The sequence below is a fragment of the Leptospira selangorensis genome, assembly GCF_004769405.1.
GTDB classification, from domain to species: Bacteria; Spirochaetota; Leptospiria; order Leptospirales; family Leptospiraceae; genus Leptospira_B; species Leptospira_B selangorensis.
This window is the reverse complement of the sequence record NZ_RQES01000001.1, coordinates 272,243-289,811: the sequence shown is the minus strand read 5'-3', so window position 1 is coordinate 289,811 and position 17,569 is coordinate 272,243. Positions and strand designations below refer to the sequence as shown.

Annotated in this window: 22 protein-coding genes; 9 read left to right on the top strand and 13 right to left on the bottom strand. The window is 39.4% G+C overall.

Translation table 11 applies throughout. The annotated features are described in order from the left end of the window. The first annotated feature begins 61 nt into the window (after window positions 1–61). Window positions 62–442: a VOC family protein gene (locus tag EHO58_RS01390; protein ID WP_135678154.1), complete on the top strand. Its 381-nt coding sequence runs from the start codon at window positions 62–64 to the stop codon at window positions 440–442. Between the two features lie 149 nt (window positions 443–591). Here the strand turns inward: EHO58_RS01390 and EHO58_RS01385 are convergent, their stop codons facing one another. Next, on the bottom strand, window positions 592–1,008 hold the full coding sequence (locus EHO58_RS01385) for an SRPBCC family protein (protein WP_135678152.1): 417 nt from the start codon (window positions 1,006–1,008) through the stop codon (window positions 592–594). A gap of 110 nt (window positions 1,009–1,118) precedes the next feature. Between EHO58_RS01385 and EHO58_RS01380 the strand changes: the two genes are divergently transcribed. Both EHO58_RS01380 and EHO58_RS01375 read left to right on the top strand, forming a co-directional pair. Further along, window positions 1,119–1,481, top strand: coding sequence for an MmcQ/YjbR family DNA-binding protein (locus EHO58_RS01380; RefSeq protein WP_135678150.1), 363 nt, complete (start codon window positions 1,119–1,121; stop codon window positions 1,479–1,481). Between the two features lie 14 nt (window positions 1,482–1,495). Continuing rightward, complete coding sequence (locus tag EHO58_RS01375) at window positions 1,496–1,885, top strand: DUF1801 domain-containing protein (RefSeq protein ID WP_135626747.1); 390 nt, start codon at window positions 1,496–1,498, stop codon at window positions 1,883–1,885. A gap of 39 nt (window positions 1,886–1,924) precedes the next feature. Here the strand turns inward: EHO58_RS01375 and EHO58_RS01370 are convergent, their stop codons facing one another. From EHO58_RS01370 to EHO58_RS01360, 3 genes are all read right to left on the bottom strand, one after another. After that, window positions 1,925–2,392, bottom strand: a complete 468-nt coding sequence (locus EHO58_RS01370; protein ID WP_135626748.1) for an SRPBCC family protein — start codon at window positions 2,390–2,392, stop codon at window positions 1,925–1,927. Between the two features lie 63 nt (window positions 2,393–2,455). Then, the gene (locus EHO58_RS01365) at window positions 2,456–2,917 is read right to left on the bottom strand and encodes an SRPBCC family protein (RefSeq protein WP_135678148.1); all 462 of its coding nucleotides are present in this window, start codon (window positions 2,915–2,917) and stop codon (window positions 2,456–2,458) included. Continuing rightward, a complete protein-coding gene (locus EHO58_RS01360; RefSeq protein WP_244241026.1) occupies window positions 2,880–3,185 on the bottom strand; it encodes an ArsR/SmtB family transcription factor in 306 nt (101 codons plus the stop codon). The genes EHO58_RS01365 and EHO58_RS01360 overlap by 38 nt, the downstream gene beginning before the upstream one ends. Window positions 3,186–3,445: 260 nt before the next feature. Between EHO58_RS01360 and EHO58_RS01355 the strand changes: the two genes are divergently transcribed. The 4 genes from EHO58_RS01355 to EHO58_RS01340 all read left to right on the top strand — a co-directional run bounded on the left by EHO58_RS01355 (window position 3,446) and on the right by EHO58_RS01340 (window position 5,527). Next, entirely contained in the window at window positions 3,446–3,859 is a 414-nt protein-coding gene (locus tag EHO58_RS01355; protein ID WP_135678146.1) for a hypothetical protein, read from the top strand. A 48-nt stretch (window positions 3,860–3,907) separates the two neighbouring features. Further along, window positions 3,908–4,294, top strand: a complete 387-nt coding sequence (locus tag EHO58_RS01350; RefSeq protein WP_135626752.1) for an iron chaperone — start codon at window positions 3,908–3,910, stop codon at window positions 4,292–4,294. Window positions 4,295–4,438: 144 nt separating this feature from the next. Further along, window positions 4,439–4,843: a DoxX family protein gene (locus EHO58_RS01345; protein WP_135626753.1), complete on the top strand. Its 405-nt coding sequence runs from the start codon at window positions 4,439–4,441 to the stop codon at window positions 4,841–4,843. 21 nt (window positions 4,844–4,864) lie between these two features. Next, a complete protein-coding gene (locus EHO58_RS01340; RefSeq protein WP_244241025.1) occupies window positions 4,865–5,527 on the top strand; it encodes a hypothetical protein in 663 nt (220 codons plus the stop codon). A gap of 4 nt (window positions 5,528–5,531) precedes the next feature. Here EHO58_RS01340 and EHO58_RS01335 read toward each other — a convergent pair whose 3' ends face one another. Beyond that, a complete protein-coding gene (locus tag EHO58_RS01335; RefSeq protein ID WP_135626754.1) occupies window positions 5,532–5,762 on the bottom strand; it encodes a helix-turn-helix domain-containing protein in 231 nt (76 codons plus the stop codon). Between the two features lie 196 nt (window positions 5,763–5,958). On the opposite strand from EHO58_RS01335, the gene EHO58_RS01330 reads away from it, so the two are divergent. Next, on the top strand, window positions 5,959–7,512 hold the full coding sequence (locus EHO58_RS01330; RefSeq protein WP_135678144.1) for an NAD(P)/FAD-dependent oxidoreductase: 1,554 nt from the start codon (window positions 5,959–5,961) through the stop codon (window positions 7,510–7,512). A 48-nt stretch (window positions 7,513–7,560) separates the two neighbouring features. Continuing rightward, complete coding sequence (locus tag EHO58_RS01325; RefSeq protein ID WP_135678142.1) at window positions 7,561–7,998, top strand: DUF1801 domain-containing protein; 438 nt, start codon at window positions 7,561–7,563, stop codon at window positions 7,996–7,998. A gap of 6 nt (window positions 7,999–8,004) precedes the next feature. Here the strand turns inward: EHO58_RS01325 and EHO58_RS01320 are convergent, their stop codons facing one another. The 8 genes from EHO58_RS01320 to EHO58_RS01285 form a co-directional block, all read right to left on the bottom strand. Further along, window positions 8,005–8,433, bottom strand: coding sequence for an acyl-CoA thioesterase (locus EHO58_RS01320; RefSeq protein WP_135626757.1), 429 nt, complete (start codon window positions 8,431–8,433; stop codon window positions 8,005–8,007). Window positions 8,434–8,454: 21 nt separating this feature from the next. After that, complete coding sequence (locus EHO58_RS01315) at window positions 8,455–9,174, bottom strand: hypothetical protein (protein WP_135678140.1); 720 nt, start codon at window positions 9,172–9,174, stop codon at window positions 8,455–8,457. A 53-nt stretch (window positions 9,175–9,227) separates the two neighbouring features. Next, window positions 9,228–10,796: an FMN-binding glutamate synthase family protein gene (locus EHO58_RS01310; RefSeq protein WP_135626759.1), complete on the bottom strand. Its 1,569-nt coding sequence runs from the start codon at window positions 10,794–10,796 to the stop codon at window positions 9,228–9,230. 92 nt (window positions 10,797–10,888) lie between these two features. Next, window positions 10,889–11,686 (bottom strand): UDP-2,3-diacylglucosamine diphosphatase, encoded by a 798-nt coding sequence (locus EHO58_RS01305; protein ID WP_135626760.1) that lies wholly within the window; start codon window positions 11,684–11,686, stop codon window positions 10,889–10,891. Window positions 11,687–11,825: 139 nt separating this feature from the next. Beyond that, window positions 11,826–13,088 carry a porin gene (locus tag EHO58_RS01300; RefSeq protein WP_135678138.1) on the bottom strand — a complete coding sequence of 421 codons (1,263 nt, stop codon included), beginning with the start codon at window positions 13,086–13,088 and terminating at the stop codon, window positions 11,826–11,828. 93 nt (window positions 13,089–13,181) lie between these two features. Further along, a complete protein-coding gene (locus EHO58_RS01295; protein WP_208728670.1) occupies window positions 13,182–13,574 on the bottom strand; it encodes a DoxX family protein in 393 nt (130 codons plus the stop codon). 58 nt (window positions 13,575–13,632) lie between these two features. Next, entirely contained in the window at window positions 13,633–15,567 is a 1,935-nt protein-coding gene (locus tag EHO58_RS01290) for an AMP-dependent synthetase/ligase (RefSeq protein WP_135678134.1), read from the bottom strand. Window positions 15,568–15,668: 101 nt separating this feature from the next. Continuing rightward, window positions 15,669–17,465 (bottom strand): diguanylate cyclase, encoded by a 1,797-nt coding sequence (locus EHO58_RS01285; RefSeq protein WP_135678132.1) that lies wholly within the window; start codon window positions 17,463–17,465, stop codon window positions 15,669–15,671. Window positions 17,466–17,569 lie beyond the last annotated feature (104 nt).

The following is a 17,569-nucleotide window of genomic DNA, read 5'->3' as shown; positions in this document are numbered from 1 at the left end:
AGTTAGCTATTTTCAACTACCTTGTGTAGTATCGGAAAACCTTATTAGTTTGGAGGCATCTATGAAACGAGTTACAGGTATTGGTGGAATCTTCTTCAGCGCTAAAGACCCTGCAAAACTAGGTTCCTGGTACAAAACTCATCTTGGAATAGATGTCCAGTCTTGGGGTGGCGCAGCCTTTCGCTGGGTTGATGCTTCCGGTAATCCCACAAATGGCACAACTGCTTGGTCAATTGGAGATGGATCCTATTTCGCTCCAAGCAATTCTACATTCATGGTTAACTATCGAGTAGATGATCTTCATGGGTTATTGAAAGCACTTCGGGAAGAAGGTTGTCAAGTTTTGGAGAAGGTAGAAGAATCAGAGTATGGAATATTCGGTTGGGTCATGGATCCGGAAGGGAACAAGGTTGAACTCTGGCAACCACCAGCAGGCCAATAGTAATCGCCATTGAACGTTATCCGTATCATGGATAGACGTAAAATTATTGAAAAATCGCAGTAAGCCCAAGTTTCTGATAGATAATTGGGTTTCAGCAGCTCTTTTGGCCGGTGGACTTGCTGCGATTGGATCTTATTTTCCGCAATTTCTTAATTAGCTTCTGTATACTTCTTGTAGTTATCGAGTATCGCCTGCCAACCACCTCTTTGCATTTCAACTGGATTCATTGATTCAGGGTCAAAGATTACTGTTACAATTGTTTTGTTATCTTTATTCTCAAAGTTAACCGTTGCCTTTCTACCATCTCCCATTGTATAAGCCAAATTTTTCTGATCTACAACTGTATCGTAAATAGCTCCAAACTCGAAGCCAAAACTTCCATCCTTAGCTTCCATTCTCGCGCTGTACGTACCACCAGGTCTCAGGTCATTTTTCGCCCAAGGGCATTGCCAATCGTCAGTGGCAAAATTCCAATGAATAATATGTTTTGGATCAGTGTAGTAGTCCCAGGCTTTTTTAATGTCTGCTGTAATTGTAGCTTGAATAGTGATTTGTTTTGAGTCCATTTTAGGGAATTTAACAGACTATTCTTCATAGGAAAGCTTTTTCGGTATCATTTAATGTCGTTTTAAAGAAAAATTGAGAATCGAACATTTATACTATAATTAAAAACATAATGATAACCTTAGACAAAATAAGAAAACTTGCCTTAGCTCTTCCGGAAGCAAAAGAAGAACCTCATTTTGAAAAAATTTCTTTCAGAGTGAGCAAGAAAATTTTCGCAACGGTGGATCAGGAGAATAAAAAGATCGTCCTAAAATTTGATCGGAACGACCAGGACTTCTTCTCCGCAGCATCTAAGGGCTCCGTTTATCCTATAGAAAATAAATGGGGGCAGCAGGGTTGGACCTGTGTTAAAATGAAATCGACCGATTTAGCTTTATTTAAAGATATGTTAGTGGTTTCTTATTGTGGAGTTGCTCCCAAAAGACTTGTAGAAACACTTCAGCAAAATTCAAAATTTCGTATAAAATTTTAATAACTTATAATCACATGAATAAAGAAGTTCAAAAATACAATAATTCACAAACCAAAATTGAAAAAGAGATCTGCGACATTCTTTTCCAAGAAATTAATCTTCATCTTCCTAAAGCGGAAAATAAGATCTGGCATGCTCATCCGGTCTGGTTTTTGGATGGGAATCCGATTGTAGGTTATAGTAAACTTAAAAATTGTATTCGATTACTCTTTTGGAGCGGCCAATCTTTTGATGAAGAAGGTTTAGAACCGGAAGGAACGTTTAAAGCAGCTGAAGTCCGTTATACAAGCTCAGATCAAATTAACAAAAAAGATCTAAAACGTTGGGTGAATAAATCTAAGAAAATACAGTGGGACTATAAAAATATCGTAAAACGAAAAGGTGTTCTGGAAAGATTAAAGTAATTTTGCAAAAGCAGCGCAGGCGTCCCCGCGCATAATCTTTTAATTGAAATCATCAATCTTAATATCATCCGGTGCTGGTTTACCAGTGCCGGTTTCAATCAAATCCCTTAAGCTAAGTAAGAAAACTGCCCATTTCATACTACAATGTGCAGTAAAATCACTTTCTATTTTCCAATCCCGATGCCCGAAATAAATAAGTGTCAATGCTGCTCCGTCAGGCGCTGTTCCCGGATTCAATTTAAAATCGATATGAGAACCGATCCAATCTTCTGGCCCTGATGTACATTCCCAACGAACATGTTGTGATGAAAGTTCCTGTACCTTCATATCGATTCCCGCTATTCCGAAATCAAAATGAATAGGTTCTCCTACGCCGGAAATTCCACCGGTAAATGGTCCTTCCACTTGTCTAGTCCACCATCCTGAAAGTCCCTCCTTAGTCGTTAGTGCCTTAACGACGTCCGCAGCTCCTGCACGAACGCCTATCTTATGATAGATTCCGTTCATCTTATTCTCCTTACGTTTGTTGTTTCTTTTCCTTTCCGGCGGATCGCCGATAAAAGTGCTGTATTATTTTTTCCCGACCTGCCATTTTTCAAGACTATCCAGAATACTTGTCCATCCTGCTTTATGAGATGTGGCAGCATCTTCTCCTATCAAACGTTCATGCATCAACGTTATAAGTGTTTGCGGCTTCTTGTTTGAGTTTGAAGATCCTTCTTCTAATGGATCGAAAGTAACTGTGACTAACGTATCTAAGCCGCCGGTTGCATGTGATCTCCAAGTAAACACTATTTTTTTTGGTTCTTCTATGATCTGATATTCACCTTCATGCGGCAGCACTTTGCCTTCATGCAACATATTGATCTTAAATCGACCGCCCGGGCGTGGATCTAGTATGGCAGATTCGATCCCGATAGAATTCCCAGGCAAAAACCAGCTGGAAAATTCTTCTGCTTTTAGCCAGGCCTTAAATAATCTAATTGGTTCCGCATTAATTCTTTTTTCTATTTTTACGACCTGGTTTGTCATGGTCTTGCTCCTCTATAAAGGATTCGAGTCTATCGAGTTTGTTGGTCCAGAATTCCTGATGATATGTAAGCCATGTAGAAGCCTCCATAAGTGATTGGTTTTGCAGCTCTAGCCGGAAACTACGACCATCTTCTTGATCCCTAACTTTACGAACTAAACCGGCAGATGTTAGCACATCTATATGTTTAGCAACTCCTGCAAAGGACATGGAAAAAGGTTCTGCTAATTCCGAAATAGTGAGAGGCCTTTTTCGCAATTTAGCAAGCATTTGCCTTCTTGAGCTATCCGCGAGCGCTGCGAATACCCGATCCAGCCTTTGTTCGTTTTTATGAAATCCAACCATTTAGTTGAATAAATTCGTCCATGCTTAGATTGTCAAATATTAAACCAATTAGTTTAATAAAATTAGAAACCTTTCCAAAGTGTGTTGTGAGGTCGGTTTTAAAGGAAAGAAGTGTAATTTTGCACTTGCATTGTTTTTATTAACCTTTTAAATCATTTATTTCTCGAATGGTGGGGCATTAGATTATGAATCCATATGTTAAAAATACCTTTGCAGTGATTGCGGGACTTCTACTTGGAAGTATAGTGAATATGGGGCTTATTACGATTAGTGGGAGTATTATTCCTCCTCCGGAAGGTGCCGATGTAACTACCATGGAAGGTTTAAAAGCATCTATTCATTTATTCCAACCTAAACATTTTATCTTTCCTTTTTTAGCACATGCTCTTGGAACATTCGTGGGAGCGCAGGTAACGGCTTTCATTGCGACGAATCATAAACTCAAGTTCGCCTTAGTGATCGGGGCTTTCTTTCTTGCGGGTGGAACAGCAAATGTTCTAATGCTTCCGTCTCCTGCTTGGTTTAATGTGTTGGATTTAGTCGGGGCTTATATTCCTACCAGTTATCTTGCAGGAATATTGATCATTAAGAAAAAGTGAATTTGATTGAACGGACCTTCTACCGGTCAAACTTTCTCGGGTTTAATTATGGATAAAACAAAAAGTACATTCCAATCGATTGACGAGTATATCAAAACTTTTCCGAAAGAAGTCCAGTCGATTCTTCAGGAACTCCGAAAAGTGATCCAAGAAGAAGCTCCGGAAGCAAGCGAGAAGATCAGTTATCAGATCCCGACTTTTTATCTGAACGGCAATCTGGTACATTTTGCCGCTTATAAAAATCATATCGGTTTTTATCCAGGAGCAAGCGGTATCGCTAAATTTAAGAAAGAGATTGATAAATACAAAAATGCAAAAGGTTCCGTTCAATTTCCAATCGATCAACCTTTACCTTTTGGTTTAGTCCGTAAGATCGTGAAATTTAGAGTGGGAGAATATAAGAAGAAGGTCCCTAAAAAAACGAAAAAGAAATAATTTCCAAGAATCATCATTGGTATGCGGTCGTCTTTGCGACAAACAAACGTTTATTGCAAAATCGAATTCAAAATTTCTGTAATAGTTCTTGAACTTTTCCGCTGAAGATCCCAAAATTGCCCTCTCATTTGGAGGAAATATAGAATGGGATCTGAAAACGTTTCGAAAGGCCAACTTTGGACCGGTCGAGTACTCAGCGGATTGGTTGTACTTTTTCTACTTTTTGATGGAGTATTAAAATTTTTCTTAGATAAAATGCCGCCGGAAGCTCAGGCAGAAGGAGCTAAGCTCGGATATCCACCTGAAGTAATGCCTTATTTAGGAACTGTCCTGATTGTTAGCACTTTGTTATATGCTTTTCCTAGAACTGCAGTTTTAGGCGCAACTTTGCTCACTGGTTATTTGGGTGGTGCCGTAGCTACTCATGTTCGTGTTTTAAATCCTTTAGGTTCTCATATTTTATTCCCTACCTATCTGGGAATTATTCTATGGGCAGGTTTATATCTCAGATTTCCTAAACTGAGAGAAGTTACTCCTTGGCAGAAATAAAATAGAGAAGTCACGATTTGGATGATCCGGACACCGGAAAATTTATATCGTGACTGTTCCTCCGATTTGAAGTATAAATCTTTAATATTCACCTTTCTGTTCTTATGTCTTGATTGCGGCACTACGATACAAGTTGTCCAAGATCCTTTTAGAGATGTCACAGTGGTCAAAATGGATATGGACCATGAAGCAAAGGTGGATAATCCGAATAAAACTGCTTATGCTTATGGGGGCCAATACGCTAAAGAAATTAAGAACGGTGTGATCTCGCAAATCGTTCTGATTATTAGGCTCCAAGGTTCTGAGACTCTTGCTTCCTTAGGTCCGGAAGCTTATATTAAAATTGATCGTAAATCTACAAAACTACTTCTGTCCGATTCGAATTATTCAGCAAATCAAGTAACTGTTCGCACTCAGGTTCCTACAGTTATGGGACCCGGAATCGGTTTTGGATACGGTTACGGCGCAGTTCCTATGACCGGCACTAGAACCTCTACATTAACTTCTAATATTCTTTCCGGTAGATTGATATTTACAAAAGAAATGGAGAACGATATTCTTTCTGCGAAATCGCTTCAGTACAGATTATATAGTGCGAATGATGCGATCGATCTATTCGTTTCCGATTCCCAATTGGAGATTATCCAAAAGTTCATTAAGAATAGGGGAGAAGTCCCAAAATAGGTTTTTATTTTTGGGAGAATGCGGAGAAGAAATAAATCGCAGGCTTATCGTATAATTGATATAACTTTAAGAATATCTCGACTTCTAAAGATATACTTCCTGATTCTAATTTGGAAATGAAACTTTGACTGGTCCCAATCTGCTCGGCGACTTCCGATTGAGTGAACCCTGCTTCGATCCTTGCCTGTTTAAGAGACTTTAAGAACTTTTTCTTTTGTCGGTCCGTTACTTTCAAGGATCTACCTAGTTTACCAACTTAGTGATAAATCTAGGATTTTTGCGATTCTAATTTTAATCCTCCCCCGGAATCTTCATTTTCGTTGTAAAAGTCTTTCCATTTATTCTAAATCTTTCTTAAAATTCCTTGCCTCAATCTTACTTTCTTTTTTAACTCCATTACATACAAATCCTAAAACTTTTGGTCCTAAACTATGACCCAAGAATTAGAACTTAGGCTTTTGCCTGAGATCGCCGAACAATCTGCTAAGCTCGCAGAATATATTTCCAAGTCCAAAAAGATCTCTCTGTCGGATATAGCACATATTGAGGTCTTAAATCATTCTATTGATGCCAGACAAAAAACCGTTTTTGTAAATCTAAAAATCCGAGTTTATATTAACGAAAACTTTGTAGCAGAGCAGATCCATCTGCCTGATTATCCAAATGTAAAAAATTCCAAAGAAGTAATCGTAATCGGCGCTGGACCTGCCGGTTTATTTTCAGCCTTGGAACTTATCCAAGCAGGTTTAAAACCTATCGTTCTGGAAAGAGGAAAGGACGTTAAATCAAGACCTAAAGATCTTCAAAATATAAATGCTCATCATATTGTGGATGAGGATTCCAATTATTGTTTCGGAGAAGGTGGCGCTGGCACATATTCCGACGGTAAACTTTATACAAGATCCAAAAAAAGAGGAAATATCCGTCGTATCTTGGAATTACTCGTAGGTTTTGGAGCAAATCCTAATATTCTAATAGAGGCTCACCCTCATATAGGGACCAATAAACTTCCTAGTATTGTTCGTAGAATGAGAGAAACCATCCAAGAAAGGGGTGGAGAAGTTTATTTTAATCAAAGAGTAACCGATCTGATCTTGGAAGGAAATTCCATCAAGGGTGTTGTCACTAAAAATGGAGATCGTTTTCTTTCCGACAAAGTCATTTTGGCTACCGGACATTCTGCTCGTGATATATTTGAATTACTCCATCATAAAGGAATTGAGATCCAGTTAAAACCCCTGGCAGTAGGGATTAGGGTAGAGCATAAACAATCCTTAATAGACTCTATCCAGTATAGTTGTGAAGACAGAGGGCCTTTTCTTCCTCCTTCCCCTTATAGTATTGTAAAGCAGATCGATGGGAGGGGAGTATATTCTTTTTGTATGTGCCCTGGAGGAGTGATCGCTGCATGCGCTACTAGGCCGGGAGAGGTTGTGACGAATGGTTGGTCTTCATCCAGAAGGGCGAGACCTACTGCAAATTCAGGGATAGTAGTGGAATTACGACAAGAGGACTTTCTACCTTTCAAAAAGTTTGGACCATTAGCTGCAATGGAATTCCAAAAAGAGATAGAACAAAAGGCATGGATTGCAGGAGGAAAAACACAAACTGCACCGGCTGCTAGACTTGTAGATTTTGTAGAAGGAAAAATTTCTTCCGATCTTCCTAAAACTTCTTATCCTCCCGGGGTTATACCTGCGGACCTTTCTTCCGTTCTTCCTAAATTTGTAATGAATGCATTACAAAACGGATTCAAAGAATTTAATAAATCCATGAAAGGGTATTTAACCAACGAAGCAGTGGTTCATGCTCCTGAGACCAGGACGTCTTCTCCGGTTAGTATTCCTCGGGATCCTGAAACTTTGGAACATATTCGTATCAAAGGTTTGTATCCTTGCGGAGAAGGAGCCGGATATGCGGGTGGGATCGTATCTGCCGCAATGGACGGGATCAGATGCGCACAGGCTTGTGCGGTTAACGTTTAGAATATTGTACTTGTAGGATCTTCTACAAGGGTTACCTAAGAAGAACTTATGGCTCAGAAAAAGGATCAGTTTCAAAAATTCACTAATTCGGATGTGGCGGAAACATTCTCGGAATATTCTCCCTCAGTCCGAGAAAAATTATTTCGTTTGAGAGAACTTATATTTGAAACCGCGAAAGAGATCCAAGGAGTGGGCAGGATAGAAGAAGTCCTAAAATGGGGACAGCCTAGTTATATTACTCCTGAATCCAAAAGTGGGACTACGATCCGTATAGATGCCTTAAAAGGGGATTCGAAAGAATATGCGATGTTCTTTCATTGCCAAACGGACCTGATCGCCAGATTCAGGAAATTATATCCTAAAACATTTCATTTTGAGGGAAATAGAAGTATTATATTTTCTGAAAGTTCTAAACTTCCCGAAAAGGAAATAAAACAGTGTATTTCTTTCGCGCTAACTTATCATTCAGACAAAAAGAAAAAGTAATAATTTTCAAAACCAGGATTTAAAAACTTCCGGAATATTGCTAACCGTTCTAGTAGAATAATCCATGAACACTAATCCTGTTTTTGCATTACATACGATTTTGCCGTTGATAGGTCCGTCAGTATGGATCATTCTATAATATAGATCGCAACCTTTTGGGCTAAAATCTCCTGCTCCGATCTCTACTCGGACTTGGTCCCCGAAAAACGCCTCTGCCTTATATTCCACGACTAGATCAGTAAGAATGATCCCGTAGCCGTTTACATCTAGTTCGGAAAATCCTTTCTCTTTGAATAATCTCGCTCTGGATTCATGTAAAAGAGAGACCACCTTATCATGAGCCAAATGCGCCGCAAAATTTGTATCATAAATCCTGATATTTAAGCTAGTGGACCAGGCCAATTTTTCGGGCAGATCCAGTTGAACTCTTGCCATTATTTATCCTTTTTGAATATATTAGTTGTTATAGCCCTTTTCTTTACGAGCTTCTTCTAATTTTCGGATTACATCTTCTGCATCTTGTATTTTTTCTCTTTCTTCTTCCGGAGTCATCGTTTCCGGTTGGGTAGGAATAGTGAGATTGTCCATTTGTGTATCATCTTTTAAGAAAAAAATGCCATAAGAGATCAATCCTATAATTAGGCCTGAAATGATACTGATCCTTTGCCCCGCCCCTATTCCGTAAAATAGAACTAGAATAATTAGGAAGGTAAAGTATATAAAGAATATCAAATATACTATGGAGCCAAAAATCCCAGTAAACCCGAAAAAGATCAGAAGTCCTAGGATCAAAAACGAATGCGCTAGTTTGGAACTTAATTCTAATCCTCTACTGGTTTCAAATCGGTAAGAAAAAATTTTAGAAATTCCCCAAAATATTCCTGTCCCTATACATAGATAAATTGTTGTGAAGAGTAATGCATACAGAGTTCCGAAAAATAGATCGGGCAGGATCACTCTGGTCAGCATATTTAGAATGGAGCCGCCTAAAAAAACATACTGCAATCCTAGAGTTTTAAAAGAAAGATGTGCGAAAAAATATCCGATCAAGATCGGGATAGAAGTTCTAACAAATAAGATCGGATATCCGGGGAAGCTTGTTTTTTTTTGAAGTTCTTCTTTAGGAGAACGAAGAAAGTCCCAGAAATTTTGGAAAAAAGATAAGATCAGTTTCATTCGGGTCCCGCAAATATTTACAGGGACCCGACCTAATGCAAGCGATTTAAAAACTAACCGAGTGCGGTGATATTACTCGTATAATCCATCATAGTGGTGAATTTTATAGGAGTTCTTTCGTATTCCAAAACTTCAGTCAGGGTCCTGAATCTATTTTGACCCGCTCCGATCTCTATATCGTTCCCTGTAAATTGAAGTGGATGTTCGTATCCGCAGGCATGTGCTACGGATAATAATTCTTTTCTAAACCCTTTGATATAGTTTGCGGCACGTTTTGCTTTTAATTCCACGTCCAAACCTGCTTGTAACCATTTACTCTGAGTGGCTACTCCTGCGGGACAATGACCCGTATGACATTTTTGTGCCTGGATACAACCGATAGACATCATAGTTTCTCTTGCTACATGGATGAGATCACAACCCATAGCGAATGCGACTATAGCCCTGTCGGGAAAACCTAATTTTCCGCTACCAATCCAGACAACTCTGTCGGCTATCTCGTATTTTTGAAAAATCTTATATACTCTAGCAAATCCCACCTTAAAAGGAAGAGAGACGTGATCAGTAAACGTTAGCGGCGCCGCTCCTGTTCCTCCTTCTCCTCCGTCGATCGTAATGAAGTCAGGTCCTTGGCCTGTTTCCTTCATTCTACTTGCAAGTTCCTCCCAAAATTTAGATTCTCCCACTGCACTTTTGATCCCTATCGGGAGTCCTGAAACGGACGCTAATTTTTCTATAAAATCGACCAGACTTTTTACATCGTCGAATTCGGTATGTGCATTAGGCGAAATACAATCCTGTCCAGGTTTGATCCCTCTGATCTCTGCGATCTCTTTGGTGACTTTTGCTCCAGGTAAGATCCCTCCTTTTCCGGGTTTTGCACCCTGAGAAAGTTTGATCTCTATAGCCCTTACGTTTGGATTTGCGTCTAAACGTTTTAGAAAATGATCTAAGGAGAATTTTCCTTTTTCATCCCTGGCGCCGAAATATCCAGTACCTAATTGCCACACGACATCAGCGCCGAAGTTATGATAAGGGGAAAGTCCACCTTCTCCAGTATTATGATAACAACGTGCGATCTTTGCACCTTTGTTTAAAGAAGATACCGCTCTTTCTCCCAAAGATCCATAAGACATTGCGGAGATATTTATGACGGATGCCGGTCTATATAATTTTTTTCTGTTCCTGAATTCCCCCATTACTTTGAGAGAAGGGATCATAGAACTATCACCTTCTATAAACTTCGCCTTGCTATCCGAGAAGGGAAATGCCGAATGTTTGATGATGGGATAGCCTGCATCGTATAATAATTCGGTGGTTCCGAAACCGAAATTATTATTTTGCATCTTAGCTGTGGCGTAAACCCAAGATCTTTCCGCCCTGTTAAAAGGCATCTCTTCCTTATCGTTTGCCACCCAGTATTGTCTGAGTTCCGGCCCTATTTTTTCGAATAGATATCTGATATGACCGACAACCGGAAAGTTATGTTTGATCGTATGCTTTTTCTGGAATATATCGTGGATAAAAACGCAGAATAAAAAAAGAAAAACGACTCCCGACCAAAAAAGCCAAGCATGTTCATCTATTAAGTTTAAATATTCTATCAACAGTTCTTCAGACATGCGCCGAAGTATAGCCGACAGGCAAGAAATTGCAAATTAGTTTTTAGGGATTTGGGTTCTTAACTTTAAGTGATGCGACGTGTAGAAAACAATCAAACATGTAAGACGAATTCTTTTTTGAATTCTTTTCTGGCTGTCATCCGAATTCCGGAAAATTTTTTGCCATCTTGGATTACGAAACTATTACTCTTCACCCAGTCTCCGGTATTGATTATATTCATTTTGGGGATACATAAAAAGTCGTGTGTATGACCCGAGATCAGAACCTTCTTATCTTGGTGGGTAAGTTTGGAAAGTTTTTGGTAATAATGTAATGTCTCTTCTACAGTGCTTGGATCTTGTCTATTTAGATGTTTATGATAGAAGTTTTCGGAAAATTTGAATAATGCAGGAAGTGCGGATGCGAACACATGTAGAATTCTTAAGACAAGAATGGAGCCCATCCAGGTAAATTTATTGTACTGGCCTTGGTGTCCATGGATTGCGATCAGAGTTTCATTTTCCGCCTTCTCGCAGATAATCCAACCTCTTTCGATAAGATAATGTTCTACCTTAGGGGTAAGTCTCATCAGGTAAGAGGTAGTGTCGTGGTTCCCTACAATATAATATTTTTTGCCGTTCCCGGAAGAGAGCCTATCTAGACGTTCAAAAAGTTTGTTAAATCTTTTTTTGCCTTTTACTCTTTGTAACCTTCTATCCGCGCTAAAAAACCAGTTTTCGATAATGTCCCCGACAAGGTACAGATTATCGAATTTTACTTCTTTTTTGTTCAGATGGTCCAGTAATTGGAAAAGCTCTTTATGCTTATGGGATTTTATCTTCTTATTCAGAAGATAATGGATGTCCGAAATGAAAAACGCGTCGTAAAGTCTTCCTCTTCGAAATTTCATCTAGTAGAACGATACCTTACTTCCATAAGATGAAATCCTGCAAGATTGTCAACGGATTCGAGACTCGGATCGCCTTTCTAAAAATTTTCCGAGATGAAAAAACGATTACATTTTTTCCAAAGACTCCTTGCTTGATCCTTTATAAAAATACCTGTATCTGGGCTCGGATCCTATGAGAGCCTAAACTATCCACATATCCACCTTCTAAATAAGCGTAATCAGCCTGTATTTTTAAATTATGATCCTTGAGATAATAGGAAACTGCGAGGCCTCTTTCTCTGGAATACGTAAGTTTAGGATCCGTTTTTCCCCAAGGTCTGTATTCTGAATATCTAAGCGCCAATCCTAGATTATTTTTAAAAAGATAACCTAGTTGGAAAAATCCTCCCTTTACGGATCTGGAATATTCTGTCATAGTTCGATTCCCGATCTCTTTTTCCATAAAAGGGGAGTTTGCTTTTCTAGTCAGATATTCTCCGGAAGCCGAAAAACCTTTCCATTGGAATAAAAACTCTGTTCCAGTATGCATGTAATCGAATCTTGCAAATTGGTAAGTGTCTCCGTGAGTAGAAAGTTCACGATTTGTATTCTGATTATTTGCACCTGCGACGGAGAGAGCAAGTTTTGGTTTTGTAGAATGTTCCAAATCCGGTTCTCCGTTGTCTGAAAAAACTCCTAAAGGATAATAGGTAAGTTTTCCGCTAGTTAGCACTCCGCTTGAGTTGGAACTCCTATTTCTTCCTTCTCCACCAAAAACACCCGCGGAATATCCTAAACAATTCCATCCAAATAGATTGGAAGAAGAGACTAGGATTCCAACATCTCTGTCCAGATTTAATTCTTCATTTGAAACGGTTCTATCTACAAATTCTTGTAAACCGTCTGAAATGAATCTTTGGCGATTATAGGGCACTTTCATTTGCCCCACTTTTATATTAGCGTTATTAAACTTCGCATAAGATATAGAAGCGTCTCTTAAAGGAACAGGCCTATCTTCTTCCATATCTAAATTAGAAAAAGATAATTGAACGTAATATTGCCAGTCTTTGCCTAAAAAATTCCCGGAAAAAACGAGTCTTGCTCTTCTGGCCTGGAATTCCAAACCTTCGGTTTGTTTTTCTCCATCTTCTTGGCGGATCGTTTCTACCGCTCTTTCCTGGAATCGAACTCTCATATTCAGGAAGTTTTGTTTGTCTGAGGTTTCGAAAGAGAGCCCTTTTCCGAATCCCATACTAGTCAGGATATGCTCCTGTAATTCTTGCTGAGAGTTCGGATTTTTTTCGGAGGTTTCCGTTTGTCTTTGCCGGGCCTTCTTCTTTTTAACTAACTTTATAGATTCGGCATTTACGGATTGGGAAAACAAAAAGAATAGAAGTGTAAAAAATGGATATCGGACTTTCATATTTTTCTTATCTTCAAAATTGGAACCTAGGTTTAGGGTAACCGTTCCTTTTTTAAAGATAAGAATGTGAAAGAATTTTTGAAAATTCTGGAACTAGGTAGGAGGTCTATGGTCCCACTCTAGATTTAGTATAATGGTGCAAGAGACAAGTACACTCACTGCCATTGCGAACAATAAACCTCCATCATCATCTACCACTATTCCTAAAAATAAAAGGTGAGATAATACCGCCCCGATCATCAGCCCGAAGCCTACTAAGGCTCCTACGAATCTGGATGGTGGAAAGATCAAAAGTGCTGCTACAAAAAATTCGACTGAGCCCGTTCCGATCCTTCCCCAAGGTTCTATTCCTAAGGTAGAGAAGATATGTACGGATTCGTCCTGTCCGGTGAATTTAAAAAATAAGGTCTGCAAAAATACAAGGGCCGAAAAAACGGAAAGTATCGTGGACAATCGATTCTTTACTGTTTGAGTCAAAACCGGCATAAAATCTCCTTTATTTTGGATTCGATCTTCTTTTAGATTCGTTACGCCGAATGGAGTTTTATCTGAATAATTCATTTATTTGGTTCTTGTATTTATCCGAGACAACGTTCCTTTTTACCTTCATAGTCATGGTTAACTCATCTCCAGGTTCGAACTTCTTAGGAAGAAGGTAAAAATTAGATACTTTTTCGAAATTTTTGAAACCGTTTTTAGAAGAAACTCTCTCTTTAATTTCTTTTTTGAACAATTCTCTGACGTCCGGATCAGAATTTGGATCTGCAATTTCTTGTAATAATCTGGATTTCCAGTCTCGTAACTGTTTATCCAATACTTCCCAATCCGGGACTAAAAGTGCACTTAACGTTTTTTGGTCATGTCCCACTATCATTGCCTGTAGGATCAGCTCGCTCTGGGTAAGAGCGAATTCGATCGGCTCAGGTTCCAAATTTTCTCCGCCTAAAAGTACGATTGTATCCTTGGCTCTTCCTGCGTATTTTAATTCTCCTTGAGAGGTCCAAAGAAGAAGGTCCCCTGAATTTAGCCACCCGTCCTTCATTGTTTCTGCGGTTTTTTCAGGATCCAAATAGTATCCCTGCATGATATGGCCGCCCTTATGCCAAGCGATCCCTTTTACTCCAGGTTCGTGGATCTCTTCTCCCTTCTCATCTAAGATCTTGATCTCTACTCCTGGGATACATTTTCCGAGAGTTCCAACCGTGATTTGCCCTAGCCTTCTTCTTGTAGAAGCTCCGCTCGTTTCTGTCATTCCGTATCCTTCTAAGATAGGAATTCCTATAGAATTAAAAAATCTATCTATGTATTCCGGAAGAGCCCCAGCCCCAGAGATCGCAAATTTCAATTTTCCACCTAGACTTTTTCGTATTTTAGAAAATACTAATTGAGCCAATATATTCGGAACAAACCAGAAGAATGTCCCGAACAGCCCGCTCATTCTATTAAAAACTTCTCCAAAGAATGATCTAGGTTTTAATGCAAACTCCAGACCCAAAAGCCTACTTTTATACTTATAATAAGAATTTGCTACGGATTGAAAACTTTTGAAAATAAGTTTAGCAACAGGAGAAGCGTCTTTCAGTTTGTCCTGGACCTTATTGTAAAAACTTTCCCAAACTCTAGGCACAGAAAGAAGGAAAGTAGGTTTGATATCCTGCAGATCCTGACCTAAACTAGAAATTGAAGTGAATGCTTCCGAGGCACCTGCCCGAACACATGCAGTCTCGATCAATCTTTCTGCAATATGCCAAGGAGGAAGATAAGCCATGGTCCTATCTTCCGGAGTGATACGAACATCGTCCAAAGCCAAAGACATGTTTACGTTAAATACTATGTTTCTATGAGTCAGCATCACTCCCTTAGGACGGCCTGTGGTCCCGGAAGTATAAACGATAGTAGCAAGATCGGACTCTTGGATGGATTCTCCTCTGGAATGAAATTCCAATTCTCCTTTTTCTTGGATCCATCTGTCTCCTAGAGAGATTAGATCGTCTAAATGCAAAAGTTTGAATGGATGTCTTTGCTCAGAATGATGAGAAGATTCGAATAGAATGACTGTTTTTAAATGAGGAAATGAAGAGGCGGAAGAACTGATCTTACGGACCACTTCTGAATTTCCTGCAAAACAAACTTCTGCCTTTGAATGGTTTAAGATATAAATCAAATCTTCAAGAGTGGAATCGGTTCCTCTAGGTACGTCCACACTTCCAATATTCGTGATCCCCATACTCGCCCAAATCCAACGATGCCCGGAATCGGCGATCAAACCTACATTCTCTCCTTTTTTAACTCCAATAGATACAAGACCCAAACCGATCCTGGTAACTATATCTCCTAACTCTTTAAAGTTTACGGATTTATAAGTTTTACCATCCGGTTTAAAAAATTGAGCAGGATGCTCCTTAAAAGTATCTGTAGAAGACTTTAAAGTCCAATATAATGTCTGAGAATTTAGAAAGGGGAGTCTGAGAGGTTCCATGCGGGGACCGATTTTAATCCCGACTAGGCCGAGGGTCCAGGAAAAATTAAATTTTAATGATTTTCCCGAATGTCTTTCTCGAACGATTGTTTCAGAAAGGGTCAATGACGTATATGATTTCGACCGAATGCCTTGGAATCGTATAGGTTTTTATCCGCTAATCCAAGCAATTCTTGGTAGGAATGGATATCACGATCCGTATTACTAGACACGCCTATAGAAACAGTGACTCTTGTGAAGGTGCTCTCCGAATGAGGTATCCCCATATCTTCGACCGTCTGTAACATGTTCAAGGCAACTACTATAGCGCCTTCGACAGGGGTATCAGGAAGAATAACTGAAAATTCCTCTCCTCCATATCTAGCGATCATATCGGAAGAACGATTTAAACATTCTTTTAATGATTGGGCCACTTGGAAAAGTACCTGGTCTCCTTTTAAATGACCATAGGTATCGTTATACGCTTTGAAGAAGTCCACATCTATCATTAAAAGAGAAAGTGGTCTTTCCGTTCTAACGGAACGGTTCCATTCTCTTTCTAATTCTTGGTCAAAAAATCTTCTGTTTGCCACTCCGGTAAGAGGATCCATTAGAGAAAGTTCAAATAGTTTATCCGCTCTTTCCTTATATTCCTCTTTTTCCTTTTGGAATGTATTGATCCTATCTACGAGTCCCAAAGAAAGAAGAATAACGTTACTCAAAACACCTATCTTCAGCATTCCGGAAGCAATTTCTTCCGAATCAAAAAGACCGAGTCGATTCAGTGAAAATATGAATACCCCAACCAAACTAAACATCCACGCGCTTAAAAAGATCCTGGCCTTTCTATCCTTTCGAACGCTTTGGACTAAGGAGATGATCATCAGTATCAATATTTCCGGAATGGGAAGGATCGATGTAAGCGGCATTAAATATTTTAAGGGTACAAATGCGGGGAGAACGGCCACGAGTCCCCATATGATTGTCAGTCCTCGAATGAATATATGGAGGACCGGATAGGTATCCCTGGTCTGTAGATATTCTTCTGCGAATAGACCCAAAAATATCATTGCGAGACAAGTTGCCATGATAAAGGAAGAATTCACAAATTTAGGAGAATTCGGGAATAGGAACCAATAGCCGTATCCGGAACTCATGACTAAGAAATAAGTCACTGCAAAGATTAGAATTACATAATATATATAGGTTTTTTCCCGAATGCCCAAGAACAGGAAGAAGTTATAGAATACCATTACCCCCAAGGCGCCAAAATAGATACCGTCTATAAGTAATGAGATCCGTGAAGACTGATCCAGGCTGGATTTGGTAACCAGATGAAGCGGTAGGGTAAGAGACCCTTCCGTCTTGACTCTGATATACACTTCTATCTTTCCCTTATCTTCTAAGGTTAAAGGAAAAACAAAATATCTCTCCGTGATAGGTCTTTCCTTAAATGGGAGCATGTCTCCGGTATGAAATTCACCTTCTCTCCCTTTGGAATCTTTCCAATACACATCCACATAATCTATATGAGGGTATTCTAAGGTAAGGAAACGTTCTTCTGAAAGGGATTCTTCGGTTTCTACAGAGAATTTAAGCCAATAAGGAGAAGAATCATAACCGAAGTTGGGCATTCTATCCGTGTTCTTTTTGAACTCAACTTCGGAATCTGTAGCCGAGATATCTTCCCAGGTGAGGGTTCCTTCTGTGTCCTTAAAATAGGAGATTTCTTCTCGAAGCGGGATTTTACCTGCGGAATGAGAATCTAAACGAAGTACAGGACCCTGTTCCGGGATAGGATCCGCAAAGTAAGAATAGGGGAGGGCGAGGGAAAGCAACGCCGTCCATAAAACAAGGGGAAGGCGATTCCGAGTTTTGGATGTTTCGATCTTTTCGAATGTCTCGGAATCTTTTGGCATACCGAAAATATTCTTACCTACCTAGAGATGTCAAAAAACTTTCGCGGAAACGATACGATTTTGACGGTTCTTCTAGATAAAATATAACTTTAGAACTTCCGGAA